Below are 14,694 nucleotides of genomic sequence, written 5' to 3' on the forward strand. Positions count from 1 at the left end.
AATTTATTTTTTACCATTCCATTCTGCCATGAACTCATCCAGGAATTCGAGCATATATCGGTGGCGGTGTTCAGCAATTCTTTTTGCGGCCTGTGTATTCATCTTATCTTTCAACAAGAGTAGTTTTTCGTAGAAGTGATTAACTGTCGGAGCTTCAGAATGTTTGTAAGCTTCCTTGTCTTTATATTCCTGTACGGGGATGTTGGGGTTGTACATTTCCCGGCCTTTATTTCCGCCAAAACTAAATGCACGTGCGATACCGATCGCTCCAATGGCGTCCAAACGGTCGGCATCCTGTACAATTTCCATTTCTTTGGAATGGAAAGAGACCTCACCCAAACTTGCTTTGAAAGACATGTTAAAGATGATCTTTTTGACATGGTCGATAATTTCCGGAGAAATTTCCAGACTTGCCAAAAACTCTCCGGCAACGCGAGGGCCAATTGTTTCGTCACCGTCATGGAATTTGCTGTCAGCGATGTCATGCAGGAGTGCGGCTAATTCGCAGACCATGACATCAGCTTCTTCATCTTCTAAAATTAACTTCGTATTGTTCCATACGCGTTGAATATGCGACCAATCATGGCCTGCTTCCGCAAATTTCAAACGATCTTGCACAAATGCGACTGTGCGTTCAATAATGTTATTCATACAATACTTTTGTTTTTTCGCGAGTACCCTCGTATAATTCGTATTCTAATAATCTACAATCTAATTTACCGTTATAAAATTCTATACGTCTGGACGCACGGAGACCAATTTTCTTTGCTAGATCCGGATTACCTGTAAATATATAGCCTCTATAACCTTTGCACTCCTGTTTCATAAAATCACCCATGCGTTTATAAGTAATTTCCAACTTGGTATGCGTACCTAAACGTTCACCGTATTCTGGATTGAATAAGATGACACCACCTTCTTTAGGAACGTGTGTTTCGGCAAAATCGCATACTTCAAATGAAATTAATTGTTCTACACCTGCCGTGCGGGCATTCATTTTGGAAACGTTGATCGCTTCTTCGGAGATATCCGAAGCAATAATTTGAGGAGCCGCTTTTTTATTGATCTGATCTTTTAACAAGCGACGTTCCTGAAAGAAAACAGTTTCATCATAACCGATGAAATGCATGAACGAGTAATTCATGCGCAGGAGTCCCGGTTTTCTATTGGTAGCGATCAATGCCGCTTCAATGGCCAGTGTCCCGGATCCACACATCGGATTGACAAAAGCGGATACGCCATCCCATTTCGATGCAATAATTGTTGATGCCGCCAGGGCCTCCAGCATGGGAGCTTTTCCCGGAATCTTGCGGTAACCATGTTTGGCAAGTGTCTCGCCTGAGGTATCAAGGAAAATTTCAGCACGGTCATCCTTCCAATAGAGGTGAATGACAGCTTTGTTGTTTTCCGGACCAGAATTCGGGCGCATGCCTTTTTTATCTTTAATACGATCTACAATCGCATCCTTCACTTTCACATTTGCAAATAGAGGCGTACTGATTGTTTCATTGTCCACATTGGAGCTTACCGAGAAGTAGCCATCGAATTGGATCAGTTCTTCCCAGGCAATCGCGCTGAGCTCTTCGTAAAGCTCCGTAGGATTGTTGGCCGAAAACTCCTTTAACGAATATAAAATCTGCGAAGCGGTACGCAAGTTCAGATTGAGCTTGATCGTATCATTTACACTGACTTTCAATTCGACTCCAGTAGGAAATGCTCTGACGATGTCAAAACCTAACTCTTTAACTTCCTGTTGCAAATACGGCGATAAGCGTTTATTGCACGTAATGATAACTTTATTGGGGGTGTTGAAAACTTCCATCATATTTTGTACAAAGTTAATTAAACTCTTCCTCAAAAATTGCTTAATTTTACGCTTTAATATTTATTTTTTTGATTATGGAAATTAGAGGAAAAGTACACGAGATAGGAGCGACACAACAAGTGACAGAATCATTCAAAAAACGTGATATGATTGTAGCTTATGCTGAAAACCCACAATTTGTTGAGTATATCCGTTTTGAATCAACACAAGACAGAACTTCAATTTTTGATAACCTGGCTATTGGCGAAGAGGTAGAGGTATCTTTTAATCTTCGTGGCCGTCCTTGGACAAATAAAGATGGCGTGACGACATATTTCAATTCACTGGTTGCATGGCGAGTAACAAAATTAGGAAATGCTGCACCGGCACCATCTTCTCCGGGTTACGCGGATATGCCCGCTCCTGTAGATTTGTCTGGCTCATCAGATGATGATGATTTACCGTTCTAGTCTAAATAAGACATGCAATAATTCCTGTAGGCACATCACGCTATAAATATAGCATGTTTATGGCATGGATTGTCGTACAGTATATGATATAAATAGGGCTGTCCAACGATGGGCGGTCCTTTTTATTTCACTTTGTCAGGGTATGCTACCATCTCGGGACAACCATGGATATCCGGGCAACCATACCATTCCTATCCGCTTTGTTTTTACTTTTTGGACACCGCTTCATTATTTTAACGGCGATGCATTTTTTAGATTTGGATAAACATTTCTTGGCGCCGAAATTGCTTGTTATCCGGTGTATTTAACTCAAAATAGCAGAAATATGAAATCATCCGTATTATTTATTTGCCTCGCAGCACTTTGTTTGAGCGCCTGCAATCAGACAAAAAAGGAAAATCAACACGTGGTAGCACCAGATTCATCCGATCATATAACGATGACAGCGGATACGACCCATACCTCTCAGAATTCTTTGGATTGGCCGGGCAAGTACGAAGCAACTATTCCTTGTGCTGATTGTGAAGGTATCAAAACAAACATTACCTTAAAGAATGACAACACTTTTTCGATTGTAAGTGAATATATCAATAAGAACAGCAAAGTTGAAGATTCAGGTAAAGTCATGTGGCATGACAATGGTTCGGTTGTACATCTGACCGGCAAAGAAACCAACATGAAGTTAAAGGTGGGTGAAAATAAATTGATCGGGCTGGATCAGGATGGGAAGGAGATCGACGGTCCCAATGCACACCTGTATGTCTATAATAAAGTCGAAGGTGAAAAATAAGCACCGGACCAAATTGAACTAACCGCTGACATATTTCCCAAATGGGATCTTTCGCAGGCAATAAGTCAGCAGGGCACTTGAGAGCAGCGTGAGTATTGCTGCTACCGGAATTTTCCATAGCGTGGCTAAGGGAATGAGCGGATGTATATAGTTCAAGAGTAGGATATGGCTTAAATAAATGCCAAAACTATGGATGTCGATAAATTCCCAGAACGCACGTAACCTTTCTGGGAGTTTTAGACATTGAACAAATACAAATAAAAAGCCTGCACTTAATGCAATATTCGGCGACAGATAATTGTATAGCGTGGGGTCAAATTCTCCCTTTTCAATACTTAAACAATAGGTACCCCAACCTGTAATCAGACAGCAGCCTATAAAGAACAGCATGCCCAACCATTTCAGCTGCCCGAGCTGATGGTTGTAAAGGTAATAACCCAGGACAAGATACCCCGTGTAGCCGTAAAAGAACATGAGGTCAAAGTTTGGTAGGTAGGCATTAAACCATTTATTGCTGAAAAATAATGCAGCAAACCAGAGGCATAAAAAAATCTCAATCTCTCTTTTTGAACAATTCCGGATCATTTTTCGTAGAAAAGGAATGGCCAGATAAAGCCCGATCAGCATGTATAGGTACCATAGGTGTGCATTGCTTCCTGATTTTAAGCGAATTAACACAATGTTAATAACTTGTGGAAAACCCACATATTCGAAATCGATGTACCGGATAAAATAATAGATCAGGTAGACAATGGTCCAAAAGATAAATGGTGGAATAATTTTAAACAGGCGCTTTTTATAGCATGTACTTGTATCTTCATCTCTCTGCAAAAGCAATGCGCCGGAGATGATGACAAAGAGGGGGACGGCAAAACGGGAGAAGCTGTTGATCCAATTGGCATAATTCCAATCGAAAGAATTGAAATCATTGCTGTTTAAATAGCCCGAAGAAGAGTGGATCAGGATAATCAAAAAGATCGCAATGATACGCAATACACTGATGTAACTACTTCGGGCCATTTGAATTTTTTTTAACTGTTAACTTTTATTGTCGTAAACCTTGAGATAAAGCAAAGTCAGTAGAGCGCCAATACTTGCCATACCTACACCCACTAGCGAAGGGGTATTGTAAGCCAGTCCTAGTGTAATGGGAATTCCCCCTAAAAATGCACCGAGTGTATTGCCGAGATTAAATGCTGCTTGTCCGCCTGCTGCAGCCAATGTTGCAGCTTCTTTGGAGGCCCGAATTAACATCAGTTGTGTCGGCGAGCCGATAGTGAAGGATACCAAACCTGTAATAAAGGCCAGTGGATAGGCTGTCCAGCCCAGCGGTGAGATAAAATACACCATCACGAGGCACAGTGCCATAGCGGAAAAACTTGCGATTGCAGCTTTTGTTGGCGAAATGGTATCGGCTAGTTTCCCGCCGATCAGATTGCCAAAAAACATACCAACTCCAATCAATATCATAATCAGTGGCACACGGTCAGCTGGAACTCCGGAAACCTTGGTTGCCAAAGGAGCAATATAGCTGATCCAGGCAAATAATCCACCGGTACCGATTGCGATAATCGCCATGAGCAACCAGGCGATTTTTTTGTTGAAAAAATTCAGCTGATTGAAGATATTATTTCCTTTAGAAGCCTCAATTTTCGGCATCCAGGCATATATTGCCGCGAAAGTAATCAGGCCCAGTATACTGATAATGCCATAAGTCAGGCGCCAGGAATAGTGATGACCAAGATAGGTACCCAAAGGTACCCCCGCCAGATTGGCGATTGTCATACCTGTAAACATGATTGAGATGGCCTGGGCTTCTTTTCCTTTTGGAGCGAGTTTTGCGGCCACAACAGACCCAACACCAAAAAATGCACCATGTGGGAGTCCAGCCATAAAACGCGAGAGACTGATCAGAAACTGTCCCGGCGCTATACTGAATAAGCCATTGAAAATAAAAAAGAGGAGCATTAAAAAGAGTAAGACCTTTTTGGGAGGATATTTACCCGTAAATAAGACCAATGTCGGGGCGCCCACAACCACGCCTAGCGCATATAGGGCAATAAGGTGGGCCGCAGTAGGGATTTCGATCTGCAAATCCTTAGCAATATCGGGCAAGATTCCCATCATCGTGAATTCCGTCATTCCGATGGCAAGTCCTCCAAAAGCTAAGGCAATTATTCCTTTGTTCATATGGATGGTTGGAAGTTGATAGGCAAAAGTAAAAATAAAAAACCGGTTATTACATGTTGATTTTTCTATCGATGTAATAGTCCCTTGAGACGAGTCGATCAAGATAAGGTAGAAGTAGGCCTGCCAAAGGCTTGCATAGAGAACAAAGTCTAAATCCTAATGTCTCAATACTAATATCTCTTCTTAGGTATACAGGTGATATCTTTGGTCTTTCTGAGCACAATAGGACGTTGGTCAAACCGGCTTTCCAGTACCACAGAATCAGCAGAATGATAGACTACTTTAAAACGAGGGATATATTGCCCCGAAAGATAGCAACCTGAAATCTTCTGCTTGCCATTTTCTTTGGTATAAATACCGTCTACAATAATCGAGTCACCGCGCAGGACATAAATCCCTTTGGCGTGTTCCGTCCAAGCACCATTTTTATAACAGCTATCCGGGATCGTTTGTACCTTATTGTTTACGTGCATTGTCGCGTAAACGGAATCACAGGTAAATTTAAACTCGGCCAATGTATATTGCAGCATCTGACCTTGCCCCGGAATACTGTCCTGTATCCACTCGCCCTGTAAAAACGAAGCCCCTTCACCCTGCATATCCGAATTGAATTTGCACGCAGTAAAAAAGAAAAACATACCTATGGCAAGAGCCAATAGGTATGTTTTTGATGATATATTTTTTATTGAAATTATTGCCACAGCTTATTTTAAACTTCCAACCATTTCTTCAGGTTTCACCCAAGCGTCAAAATCTTCTGGAGTCACATACCCCAAGCGTACTGCCTCTTCTTTAAGGGTAGTACCGTTTTTATGCGCTGTTTGTGCAATTTCAGCCGCTTTGTAATAACCAATTTTCGTGTTTAATGCAGTTACCAACATCAATGAGTTGTCAACCAATTCCTTGATGCGTTTGTAGTTAGGCTCGATACCTGCAGCACAGTGCTCTTCAAAAGAAACGCAGGCGTCACCCAATAAACGTGCAGACTGTAAGAAGTTTGCTGCCATTAATGGTTTGAACACGTTCAATTCATAATGTCCCTGTGTACCGCCAATGGTGATGGCAACATCGTTACCCATTACTTGTGCAGCCACCATTGTTAAGGCTTCACATTGTGTAGGGTTCACCTTGCCCGGCATGATAGATGATCCCGGTTCATTCTCTGGAATAAGGATCTCACCGATACCTGAGCGTGGGCCTGAAGCCAACATCCGGATATCATTTGCAATTTTATTCAATGAAACGGCCAATTGTTTCAATGCACCATGTGTTTCGACAATAGCGTCATGTGCGGCCAAAGCTTCAAATTTGTTTTCAGCAGTGACAAATGGAAGACCTGTAAATTCAGCGATGTATTTCGCAACAACCACATCATAACCATTTGGTGTGTTTAAGCCAGTACCTACCGCAGTACCACCTAATGCCAATTCGGATAAGTGGGAAAGTGTATTTCTTAAAGCTTTTAAACCATGGTTTAATTGCGCTACATAACCAGAAATCTCCTGACCCAATGTCAATGGCGTCGCATCCATTAAGTGTGTACGACCAATTTTAACCACATTTTTGAACTCTTCAGCTTTTTTGGCCAATGTATCACGCAGTTTTTCCACACCCGGTATAGTTACTTCGGCAACAGCTTTATAAGCCGCAATATGCATTCCGGTAGGAAAAGTATCATTTGATGACTGTGATTTATTGACGTCATCATTTGCTTTCAATACAGGTTCTCCTTCACCAATCTTATATCCAGCTAATACTTGAGCACGGTTTGCCACAACTTCGTTTACATTCATGTTGGATTGTGTGCCCGAACCAGTTTGCCAGATCACCAATGGGAATTGGTCGTCTAGTTTACCTGCAAGGATCTCATCACATACAGCTGCAATGGCGTCACGTTTTTCAACAGGTAAAACACCCAATTCGTGGTTTGCATAGGCCGCTGCTTTTTTCAGGTAAGCAAAGCCTGCAACGATCTCATGTGGCATAGAAGCTGCCGGTCCGATTTTGAAGTTGTTGCGTGAACGTTCCGTTTGTGCACCCCAGTATTTATCTGCAGGTACCTGAACTTCACCCATCGTATCTTTTTCAATTCTGAATGACATATTGTTTTGTATAAGTAAAACGTAAAAATTAATCGGTATGCGTGCATGGCACACAACACATCGATCACAAAGTTAACGGATAATACAGTAAAAAGTAAAAATTAAAAGGTAAAAATCAAAAATAGAAACAATTAGTAAGCCATCGACTTGTAAAACCAAAATCTAAATACGCATTACCAAATACTAAATACTCAAAAACCAAGGCGTTTTGTCAGGGATTCATTCACATGATGAAATACTTGCTTTGGTTTTAATGTACGCCAGGATAGTTCATTGAGTACTCCTCCAAAATTGATGTAATAGTCGATATTCTGCTGTTGAAACTCTTGGACGACATGATCACGGAAGCCCACACCCGCAATCCAGCCATCGTCAATATCCTGGAACCACTCCTCATAATACGAGTCATCTGAAGAATGGAAATTCAGCACATTCTCACCGACAAGAATAAAATATTTTATCCCCTGACTGATCATAACATCGATAAGTTCCCTTTTCAGTAACATAATGTCATTGTATATGGCATCATTCCACTCGCCGATCAATTCGATAATGCAATAGTATTTTTCATAATCGACAAATAATACCTTCAGATAGAGTGTGAGCGACCCGAATTCATCCCATTGGGGATGTAGCAAAAAGTTGTAAATCTGTTTGTCGAAATCGAATTCACTGTAGACAGTACCATAGAATGGTGATTGTTCGTCTTCTGCGGCGATGTAATAGTCACGCCAATTATAATAAGGTTCGATTTCGTGCATATTTTAAATTCCTTTCCAAGTCCAAACTAAGATAAATTTAAGCTTATTTGCAAGTTTCAAGCATGCTATTTCGTGTTTTCTGACAATGCAGACAGCACTAATTTTTAATGATGAACAGCCAACGACAATTTTTTGTTTTTAATGTAAAATTATGTGGCTGTATACGGGTAAAACCGAATAAACTTGTTACTTTTGGGGGTAATTTCATGAACACACAAACACAGTTTATCTGTTTATAAACACTGGATTTTTCCTATGCAAAAGAGTATTAAGCGAAATATTTTTGTAGCTGCTACATATGCTGCAGTATTGCTTCTCGGCTTGCTGTTGGGACAAAATTATGCCGAAGAACAGGGAAGTAACCAGAAAAGAACTTTTTCCAGTTTAAGTTCCAATGGCAATTCAGACAAATTACAATACCTGATCCAGCTAATCTCAGAGAACTACGTAGACAATATTAGTGTAGACACGGTACAAGATGAAGCGATTGAACATGTCGTTTCCCGCCTTGATCCTTTTTCCTCCTTTTTACGCCCCAATCAAGTCCTTGCCAAACAGGAAACCCTTGAAGGTTCCTTCGATGGGATAGGTGTAGAGTATTTTCGTTTGAAGGATACGCTACTTGTGGTGGGGATGGTCTCTGCTGGGCCTGCTGAAAAAAGTGGGATGCGGATTGGTGATCGTATTCTAAAAATTGGGAATAAAGATGTTGCCGGAAAAAAGGTGCCGGAAGCGGAAATCGAAAAATTGATCCGTGGAAAGAAGGGGACTGCCGTATTTATTTCGATTCAACGGGATGGACAGACGCTCGTTAATCCGCTGAAAGTCATTCGTGATCAGGTAAACGTTACCAGCTTGGATGCGTCTTATATGATCGCGCCTAAGACTGCCTATATCAAGATCCGTCGCTTTGGACATAAGACCGCAGATGAATTCAAGCAATCGCTGATTGATATGCGTAAAAGCGGTGCTCAGGACCTAATCTTGGACCTAAGGAATAACGGTGGCGGATTTGTGCATACGGCCATAGATTTAGCTGGACAGTTTTTCAAAGAAAAGAGGCTATTGATGTATACCGAAGGGGCCAATGAACAACGTCAGGACTATTACTCAGAGAAACCGGGTGAGTTTGGTGACGGACGTGTTGTCATATTGATCAACGAAAGCACAGCATCAGCGAGTGAGATTCTGAGTGGTGCCTTACAGGATTTGGATCGGGCCACTGTCGTCGGAAGACGATCCTATGGAAAAGGCCTTGTACAAGAACAGTTTGATTTCTCCGATGGGTCGGCGGTTAATCTGACTGTGGCGCGTTATTATACGCCGCTTGGCAGGTGTATTCAACGTAAATATAGCCGCGCTAATTTTGATGCCGCAAAATACATGACCGGATTTGATCTCTGGACATTGGATACGGAATTTCGTCAGAAGGAGATGTTTACAACCAGCAAAGGAAAATTGGTTTTTGGCGGTGGGGGGATTTTACCTGATGTGAATATCCCGATTGACACCAATGAAACAAGTGCTAAGTATCGCGAAATCTTTCATTCCAATGCAATTGAGGAATTTGTGTACGATCGTTTTACAAAACATCTGCCGGCATATTCTATCGAAAACTTTATCAGTGGTTACCATTTGCCGGCTACAGAATTTAATTTATTTATCGCCTTTCTGAATGCGCAAAAAAGGATTTCAGTTAACGCAAGTGAAGCAAAAAGTCTACATGATCTGATCCAGTCGGATATAGAAGCTTTGGTCGGACGATATTATTTTGGTAGGGAAGCCTATTACAAAATAAAAAATAGAAGGGATAAATTTATAGAAATAGGTCTTAAATCGCTAGGCTATCAGCTGCCTAAGGCTTAAGCCGTAGATCCGACCATACCGGATAATGATCAGATAGCTTTTGTTTGACGACCTGATAATTCATGACCTCAAATTTAGGGCTGGCAAAGATATAGTCAATCTGAAAAATCGGCAAAAGCGAATGATGTGTTACGCCCCATCCATTTCCTTTTTCTTTAAAGGCGTTATACATGCCGCCTCCAATCAAATTTACAGAATAACTCATCGGTGTATCGTTAAAATCACCAACAGCGATGTAAGGATATTGACAGTCATTCATGTGTTTTTTTAAGGAATGTGCCTGTTCACTGCGGAGCTCAAAGGCATTTTTTAATTTTCTGCTCAGTCGACGGGTTGCTGTATTGTCGTTCTCATTCTTGTTGGACAGGTTTTGGATAAACTCCTTGTCCTCATTCTGAAGAGCAAAAGAACGTAGATGGATATTGTAGATGCGGATTAGCGTATCCTGTTTTTTGATGTCCACATAACAGATTCGATTGATACCGTAATCATTGTCACGGATCGTCCCGGAATCATAGATGGGAAATCGGGACAAAACAGCCATGCCGTAGGCTTCATAGTCATTTTTGGAACTAGGCTCAAAGAAGAAATAGTCGTAACCCAGTTTGTCCTTGAATTCCTCCGAAAATACATGTTTTCCTTTGATTTTACTGATGTATTCCTGAAAGCAGATGACATCCGGTGAGATGCTATCAATGATACGCACGACGTCAGCCTTAAAGCTTTTTTTTTCATCATTGACCTTTTTGAACAGATGCGCATTGAAGGTCATGATGCGGAGCGTCCTTGTCTCGGGAGGCACTGGCAGATTTTCTTTGCGGATGTTCCAATGTTTGGTTAGAAATGGCCAGCCGATTAAAATTGCGAACAGCGAATAAAGCGCAATTTTTCGTTTGCGAAGCAGCCAGTAACAGATAAAACCAATATTAACGAGCAGAATGGGGAGATAACCTAACCCCAGAAATGCGATGGGCCAAAAAGATTTCGGATTGATGAAAGTCGCTGAATAACTCATGAGCAAAGCAATGATCGCAAGCATATTCGCCAGAAACATTGTTTTGCTTATAAATCCCAGTTTTCTTCTTAAAAAAGTCCTTCTATCCATCAACCTTGTCGCCACTATTGCTTGCTCGAAAGAGCGTTTCTTTTTCATGGTGTGTCAGACTTTCGTAACCAGATACTGAAATCTTATCCAAGATGGCATCAATTTCATCCTGATTGGGTAAGTCATAACGGTGTTTCCGATTTGTCGGTATATTATTGCCTACAACAACTTTCATTTTTGCAGGTCTTTTTTGTTTTTTCTGAAAAAGTGTAGACCAGTCCATTCCTGATCTGAGGGCATAGGTAAAAGCCATACCAAATAGTACAACCGCAAAATATGAGATCGCTGCAGGTCTATTGCCAAGGGTAAAAAATAAAAATTCCAGTGCAAAATAGACAATGGCTACTATTTTTAATTTAACCGTACCAAAAAGCAACAGCCGTAATTCGTAGTTTGGCACCAAGGTGACAATTGCCGCAAGGACAGCCGCCAACGGATGGGCTCCGCCCATTAAATGCAAGCTTGTGGGTGGCGGTATCAGCGTGCCAAAGCCAACATATAGGGAGCTGCTAAGGAGCCAAGATGCGATGTAAACAAAGAAAAATTGTCTGTTGTTTAAAAAGGTAAAGAATATCTGACCAACCCAATATAACCAAAGGCTGTCAAAAATCAAGGTTAAAAGCTGAACGTAGACAAAATTGGATGAGATGAGGGACCAGGGTTGTGCTAAGAAGCTCGAAAAATTGCTGGGTAAACTCAACTGTTGTACAATCGGCTGTAAAAAGCTTTGTGAGATAAGTTTCAGCTCAAAAAGAAGGTCCAGAAAATAGATGAGGACAAATAAACAAACCTGTATGCTGATCACAACCGGAATCGGCGAACCAGTCTTATACGTTTGTCTCCAAAAATCTTTTAAACCAATGTTATTCATGACACACGCTATTAATAGATTCCCTTTCTAACCTTCCAAAATTTGAGCAGCAAATAACCGAACAATGCCCCGCCGACGTGAGCCAGATGGGCTACTGAATCTCCCGGTCTGGACAAGCTCATATAGATTTCGATCAAGATAAAGCCACCGATCATATATTTTGCTTTAACTGGTACAGGAATAAACAAAAATTGAAGCGGTATGTTTGGAAAAAGGTAAGCAAAAGCCAATAGGACGCCATAGATCGCTCCAGAGGCTCCTAGCATAGGTATGACATATGATAATGCTTCGTTACTGCCTGTATTTGCCAGGGAAATGATTTCATTTCCGCTCATGCCGTGCAATGGAGCGAAAGAACCCGTAGCATGATACAGTTGTATACCATTCACCGCTGTATAGAGAAACCAGGCGCCAATTCCCGAGATCATATAGAAATTTAAGAAGCGTTTCGGACCGAGCACTTGTTCAATCATAGGACCAAACATGACAAGGGAGAACATATTGAAGAAAATATGTGTAATGTTGTTTTTGTCATGCATAAACATATGTGTGATCACCTGCCATATTTTGAAATAAGGCGAATCCGGATAATATACGGCAAGATAATCATATGCTATAGGTACAAGTTGCGATCCAATATAAAATATAATATTGACGATCAGTAAATTCTTGATAACGGGTGTCAATTGTTGAAACATATAGTTTTATCTTCTAGTTTTTACCAAATTTTTCTGCCAATTCCTGTAAGGTAAATGTTACGATCACGGGGTTGCCATAGATGGAGATATTCGGTGATTGGCAGGCAAAGAGCTTATCAACCAGCTCGGCCATGGCCGTGTTATCAAGCTGTGTGCCCGGTTTGATCGCTGCATTACGGGCAAGACTTTTCGCCAGATTCTCCCTTTTTGACAGCTTGTACTCGGATTGATTATTCTTATAATCTTCCAATATCTTTTCAATCATTTTTATCTCATCAAAACCTGTTCCCAAGTCTGCTGGAATTCCGTCAATAATATAGGAATTTTTTCCAAATTCACGAATCTGAAATCCCAAACCATTGATGTCGTCCAATAAATCTTTCATCAATTCATTATCCGAAGGATTGAGGTCTATCGTCTGCGGGAATAGACTTTGCTGACTTAGGCCCTTATGCTGATCGAGTTGTGCCAGAAACTGCTCAAATAAAATGCGTTCGTGCGCAGCCTGTTGATCAATAAGGATAAATCCAGAATGAATCTGTGAAACAATATACTTGTTGTGCAGCTGAAAAAACAATTTGGAGGAAGTTTTATCTTCCATCTGGATAGCCTGTGGGCGATCCGTCTCCTGGTCTGCATCCGTATGCAGGGGGAGCTGTACAGACTCTTCCTTTTCCACGATTTCGTATAATGAATCCCAATTGCTTGGTATTCCCCCGGTTTTTTTGGCAAAGCCTTCGGCATAGCTATCCGATCTGGAATAGGATGATTTGGATTTGTCCGTATCAAAAGGGTTGAAGTCCGGATTGAAGGTGACTGTCGGAATAATAATCTCATCCAATGATTTCTTTGTGATCAGATTAGTGAAGCTGGTCTCTTGTTCGAAATCCAAAGAAGGCATGATATTATAGCGCCCCAATGATCTTTTCACTGCTGAGCGGATGATCGCATAGATCGCTTTATCATCCTCGTATTTGATTTCAGTCTTTGTTGGATGTACATTGATATCAATACGGGCGGGATCTATATCAATAAACAGTACATAAAACGGGAAGGTCTCCGCTTGCATGATATCCTCGTACGCATTCATCACTGCATGGTGCAGGTAAGGATCGCGAACAAAGCGTTTATTGACAAAGAAAAACTGTTCACCACGTGTTTTCTTCGCAAATTCAGGTTTACCGACAAAGCCTTCTACCTTAATAATGGAAGTGTCCTCTTCTACAGGGACAAGGCGTTGGTTGTAATTGTTTCCGAAGATATGGACAATCCGTTGTTTCAGTGTTTCGGCAGGTAAGTGATAGATTTCATTCCCATCACTATGCAGGGAAAGGAAAATCTGCGGATTGGACAAAGCTATACGTTGAAATTCGTCAATGATATGACGCATTTCAACGGAGTTACTCTTTAAGAAGTTCCTGCGGGCAGGAATGTTGTAAAAGAGATTTTTAACTAAAATATTTGTTCCAGCAGCGACAGCTTCTGGATATTGGTTGATAACTTTTGATCCTTCTATTTCGACGACAGTACCAAGTTCATCTTCGATACGACGTGTTTTTAGTTCGACTTGTGCGATCGCGGCGATGGAAGCCATTGCTTCTCCACGGAAGCCCATGGTACGGATAGCAAATAAATCTTCCGCTTTGCGGATCTTTGAGGTTGCATGACGTTCAAAGCAAAGACGGGCATCCGTTACGCTCATTCCACAGCCATTGTCAATGACTTGGATCAACGACTTGCCTGCATCTTTAACAATAAGTTTTATTTTGTCAGCTCCAGCATCAATGGCATTCTCAATCAATTCTTTTATGGCAGACGCTGGTCGCTGCACCACTTCTCCCGCCGCAATCTGATTGGCAACATTATCTGGAAGTAATTGAATAATATCCGACATATAATACAAAGTTACGAAAAACCTTTATGAAATCTGCTGCTTAGCTCGTGTACCAAATTCAGTCAAAGAAAGGCCCGATCAGGTGTTATTTAAAATCTGCGATAGGAGGTTATCCTGATGCACAGCATACACCGGACCGGATA

14 protein-coding genes are annotated in these 14,694 nt (G+C 41.3%); 3 read left to right on the forward strand and 11 right to left on the reverse strand.

Going from position 1 to position 14,694, the window contains the following annotated elements:
* Window positions 1-3 precede the first annotated feature (3 nt).
* Both DCO56_RS16290 and DCO56_RS16295 read right to left on the reverse strand, forming a co-directional pair.
* Entirely contained in the window at window positions 4-651 is a 648-nt protein-coding gene (locus DCO56_RS16290) for an HD domain-containing protein (RefSeq protein WP_108634824.1), read from the reverse strand.
* On the reverse strand, window positions 644-1,822 hold the full coding sequence (locus DCO56_RS16295) for a THUMP domain-containing class I SAM-dependent RNA methyltransferase (RefSeq protein ID WP_108635112.1): 1,179 nt from the start codon (window positions 1,820-1,822) through the stop codon (window positions 644-646). Before DCO56_RS16295 ends, DCO56_RS16290 begins: the two co-directional genes overlap by 8 nt.
* Before the next feature lie 77 nt (window positions 1,823-1,899).
* On the opposite strand from DCO56_RS16295, the gene DCO56_RS16300 reads away from it, so the two are divergent.
* On the forward strand, window positions 1,900-2,274 hold the full coding sequence (locus tag DCO56_RS16300) for a DUF3127 domain-containing protein (protein ID WP_077437102.1): 375 nt from the start codon (window positions 1,900-1,902) through the stop codon (window positions 2,272-2,274).
* Between the two features lie 325 nt (window positions 2,275-2,599).
* Entirely contained in the window at window positions 2,600-3,064 is a 465-nt protein-coding gene (locus DCO56_RS16305) for a copper resistance protein NlpE (protein WP_108634825.1), read from the forward strand.
* An 18-nt stretch (window positions 3,065-3,082) separates the two neighbouring features.
* Here DCO56_RS16305 and DCO56_RS16310 read toward each other — a convergent pair whose 3' ends face one another.
* From DCO56_RS16310 to DCO56_RS16330, 5 genes are all read right to left on the reverse strand, one after another.
* Window positions 3,083-4,084 (reverse strand): acyltransferase, encoded by a 1,002-nt coding sequence (locus tag DCO56_RS16310; protein ID WP_108634826.1) that lies wholly within the window; start codon window positions 4,082-4,084, stop codon window positions 3,083-3,085.
* Window positions 4,085-4,102: 18 nt separating this feature from the next.
* Window positions 4,103-5,254: an MFS transporter gene (locus tag DCO56_RS16315; RefSeq protein WP_108634827.1), complete on the reverse strand. Its 1,152-nt coding sequence runs from the start codon at window positions 5,252-5,254 to the stop codon at window positions 4,103-4,105.
* Window positions 5,255-5,424: 170 nt separating this feature from the next.
* On the reverse strand, window positions 5,425-5,955 hold the full coding sequence (locus DCO56_RS16320) for a fumarate hydratase (RefSeq protein WP_241254873.1): 531 nt from the start codon (window positions 5,953-5,955) through the stop codon (window positions 5,425-5,427).
* Window positions 5,956-5,958: 3 nt separating this feature from the next.
* Window positions 5,959-7,356: a class II fumarate hydratase gene (gene fumC / locus DCO56_RS16325; RefSeq protein WP_108634828.1), complete on the reverse strand. Its 1,398-nt coding sequence runs from the start codon at window positions 7,354-7,356 to the stop codon at window positions 5,959-5,961.
* Between the two features lie 191 nt (window positions 7,357-7,547).
* On the reverse strand, window positions 7,548-8,117 hold the full coding sequence (locus tag DCO56_RS16330; RefSeq protein ID WP_108634829.1) for a hypothetical protein: 570 nt from the start codon (window positions 8,115-8,117) through the stop codon (window positions 7,548-7,550).
* A 255-nt stretch (window positions 8,118-8,372) separates the two neighbouring features.
* Between DCO56_RS16330 and DCO56_RS16335 the strand changes: the two genes are divergently transcribed.
* Complete coding sequence (locus DCO56_RS16335) at window positions 8,373-9,983, forward strand: S41 family peptidase (RefSeq protein ID WP_108634830.1); 1,611 nt, start codon at window positions 8,373-8,375, stop codon at window positions 9,981-9,983.
* Here the strand turns inward: DCO56_RS16335 and DCO56_RS16340 are convergent.
* Genes DCO56_RS16340 through mutL form a run of 4 tightly spaced genes read right to left on the reverse strand, consistent with a single transcriptional unit; the run spans window position 9,973 to window position 14,551 of the window.
* On the reverse strand, window positions 9,973-11,136 hold the full coding sequence (locus DCO56_RS16340) for an endonuclease/exonuclease/phosphatase family protein (RefSeq protein WP_241254872.1): 1,164 nt from the start codon (window positions 11,134-11,136) through the stop codon (window positions 9,973-9,975). The two genes, DCO56_RS16335 and DCO56_RS16340, sit on opposite strands and share 11 nt — an antisense overlap.
* Window positions 11,081-11,959, reverse strand: coding sequence for a rhomboid family intramembrane serine protease (locus DCO56_RS16345; protein ID WP_108634832.1), 879 nt, complete (start codon window positions 11,957-11,959; stop codon window positions 11,081-11,083). The genes DCO56_RS16340 and DCO56_RS16345 overlap by 56 nt, the downstream gene beginning before the upstream one ends.
* A gap of 11 nt (window positions 11,960-11,970) precedes the next feature.
* Window positions 11,971-12,657 (reverse strand): rhomboid family intramembrane serine protease, encoded by a 687-nt coding sequence (locus tag DCO56_RS16350; protein WP_108634833.1) that lies wholly within the window; start codon window positions 12,655-12,657, stop codon window positions 11,971-11,973.
* Window positions 12,658-12,670: 13 nt separating this feature from the next.
* Window positions 12,671-14,551 carry a DNA mismatch repair endonuclease MutL gene (mutL, locus tag DCO56_RS16355; protein ID WP_108634834.1) on the reverse strand — a complete coding sequence of 627 codons (1,881 nt, stop codon included), beginning with the start codon at window positions 14,549-14,551 and terminating at the stop codon, window positions 12,671-12,673.
* Window positions 14,552-14,694: the final 143 nt, after the last annotated feature.

It is taken from the genome of Sphingobacterium athyrii (assembly GCF_003071065.1).
GTDB classification, from domain to species: domain Bacteria; phylum Bacteroidota; class Bacteroidia; order Sphingobacteriales; family Sphingobacteriaceae; genus Sphingobacterium; species Sphingobacterium athyrii.

What these genes read in the sequence shown, in the direction of transcription:
- DCO56_RS16335 (WP_108634830.1), top strand. Translation starts at nt 8,373, where the DNA reads ATGCAAAAGAGTATTAAGCGAAATATTTTTGTAGCTGCTACATATGCT.
- DCO56_RS16345 (WP_108634832.1), bottom strand. Translation starts at nt 11,959, where the DNA reads ATGAATAACATTGGTTTAAAAGATTTTTGGAGACAAACGTATAAGACT.
- DCO56_RS16305 (WP_108634825.1), top strand. Translation starts at nt 2,600, where the DNA reads ATGAAATCATCCGTATTATTTATTTGCCTCGCAGCACTTTGTTTGAGC.
- DCO56_RS16295 (WP_108635112.1), bottom strand. Translation starts at nt 1,822, where the DNA reads ATGGAAGTTTTCAACACCCCCAATAAAGTTATCATTACGTGCAATAAA.
- DCO56_RS16350 (WP_108634833.1), bottom strand. Translation starts at nt 12,657, where the DNA reads ATGTTTCAACAATTGACACCCGTTATCAAGAATTTACTGATCGTCAAT.
- mutL (WP_108634834.1), bottom strand. Translation starts at nt 14,551, where the DNA reads ATGTCGGATATTATTCAATTACTTCCAGATAATGTTGCCAATCAGATT.
- DCO56_RS16315 (WP_108634827.1), bottom strand. Translation starts at nt 5,254, where the DNA reads ATGAACAAAGGAATAATTGCCTTAGCTTTTGGAGGACTTGCCATCGGA.
- DCO56_RS16310 (WP_108634826.1), bottom strand. Translation starts at nt 4,084, where the DNA reads ATGGCCCGAAGTAGTTACATCAGTGTATTGCGTATCATTGCGATCTTT.
- fumC (WP_108634828.1), bottom strand. Translation starts at nt 7,356, where the DNA reads ATGTCATTCAGAATTGAAAAAGATACGATGGGTGAAGTTCAGGTACCT.
- DCO56_RS16300 (WP_077437102.1), top strand. Translation starts at nt 1,900, where the DNA reads ATGGAAATTAGAGGAAAAGTACACGAGATAGGAGCGACACAACAAGTG.
- DCO56_RS16290 (WP_108634824.1), bottom strand. Translation starts at nt 651, where the DNA reads ATGAATAACATTATTGAACGCACAGTCGCATTTGTGCAAGATCGTTTG.
- DCO56_RS16340 (WP_241254872.1), bottom strand. Translation starts at nt 11,136, where the DNA reads ATGAAAAAGAAACGCTCTTTCGAGCAAGCAATAGTGGCGACAAGGTTG.
- DCO56_RS16330 (WP_108634829.1), bottom strand. Translation starts at nt 8,117, where the DNA reads ATGCACGAAATCGAACCTTATTATAATTGGCGTGACTATTACATCGCC.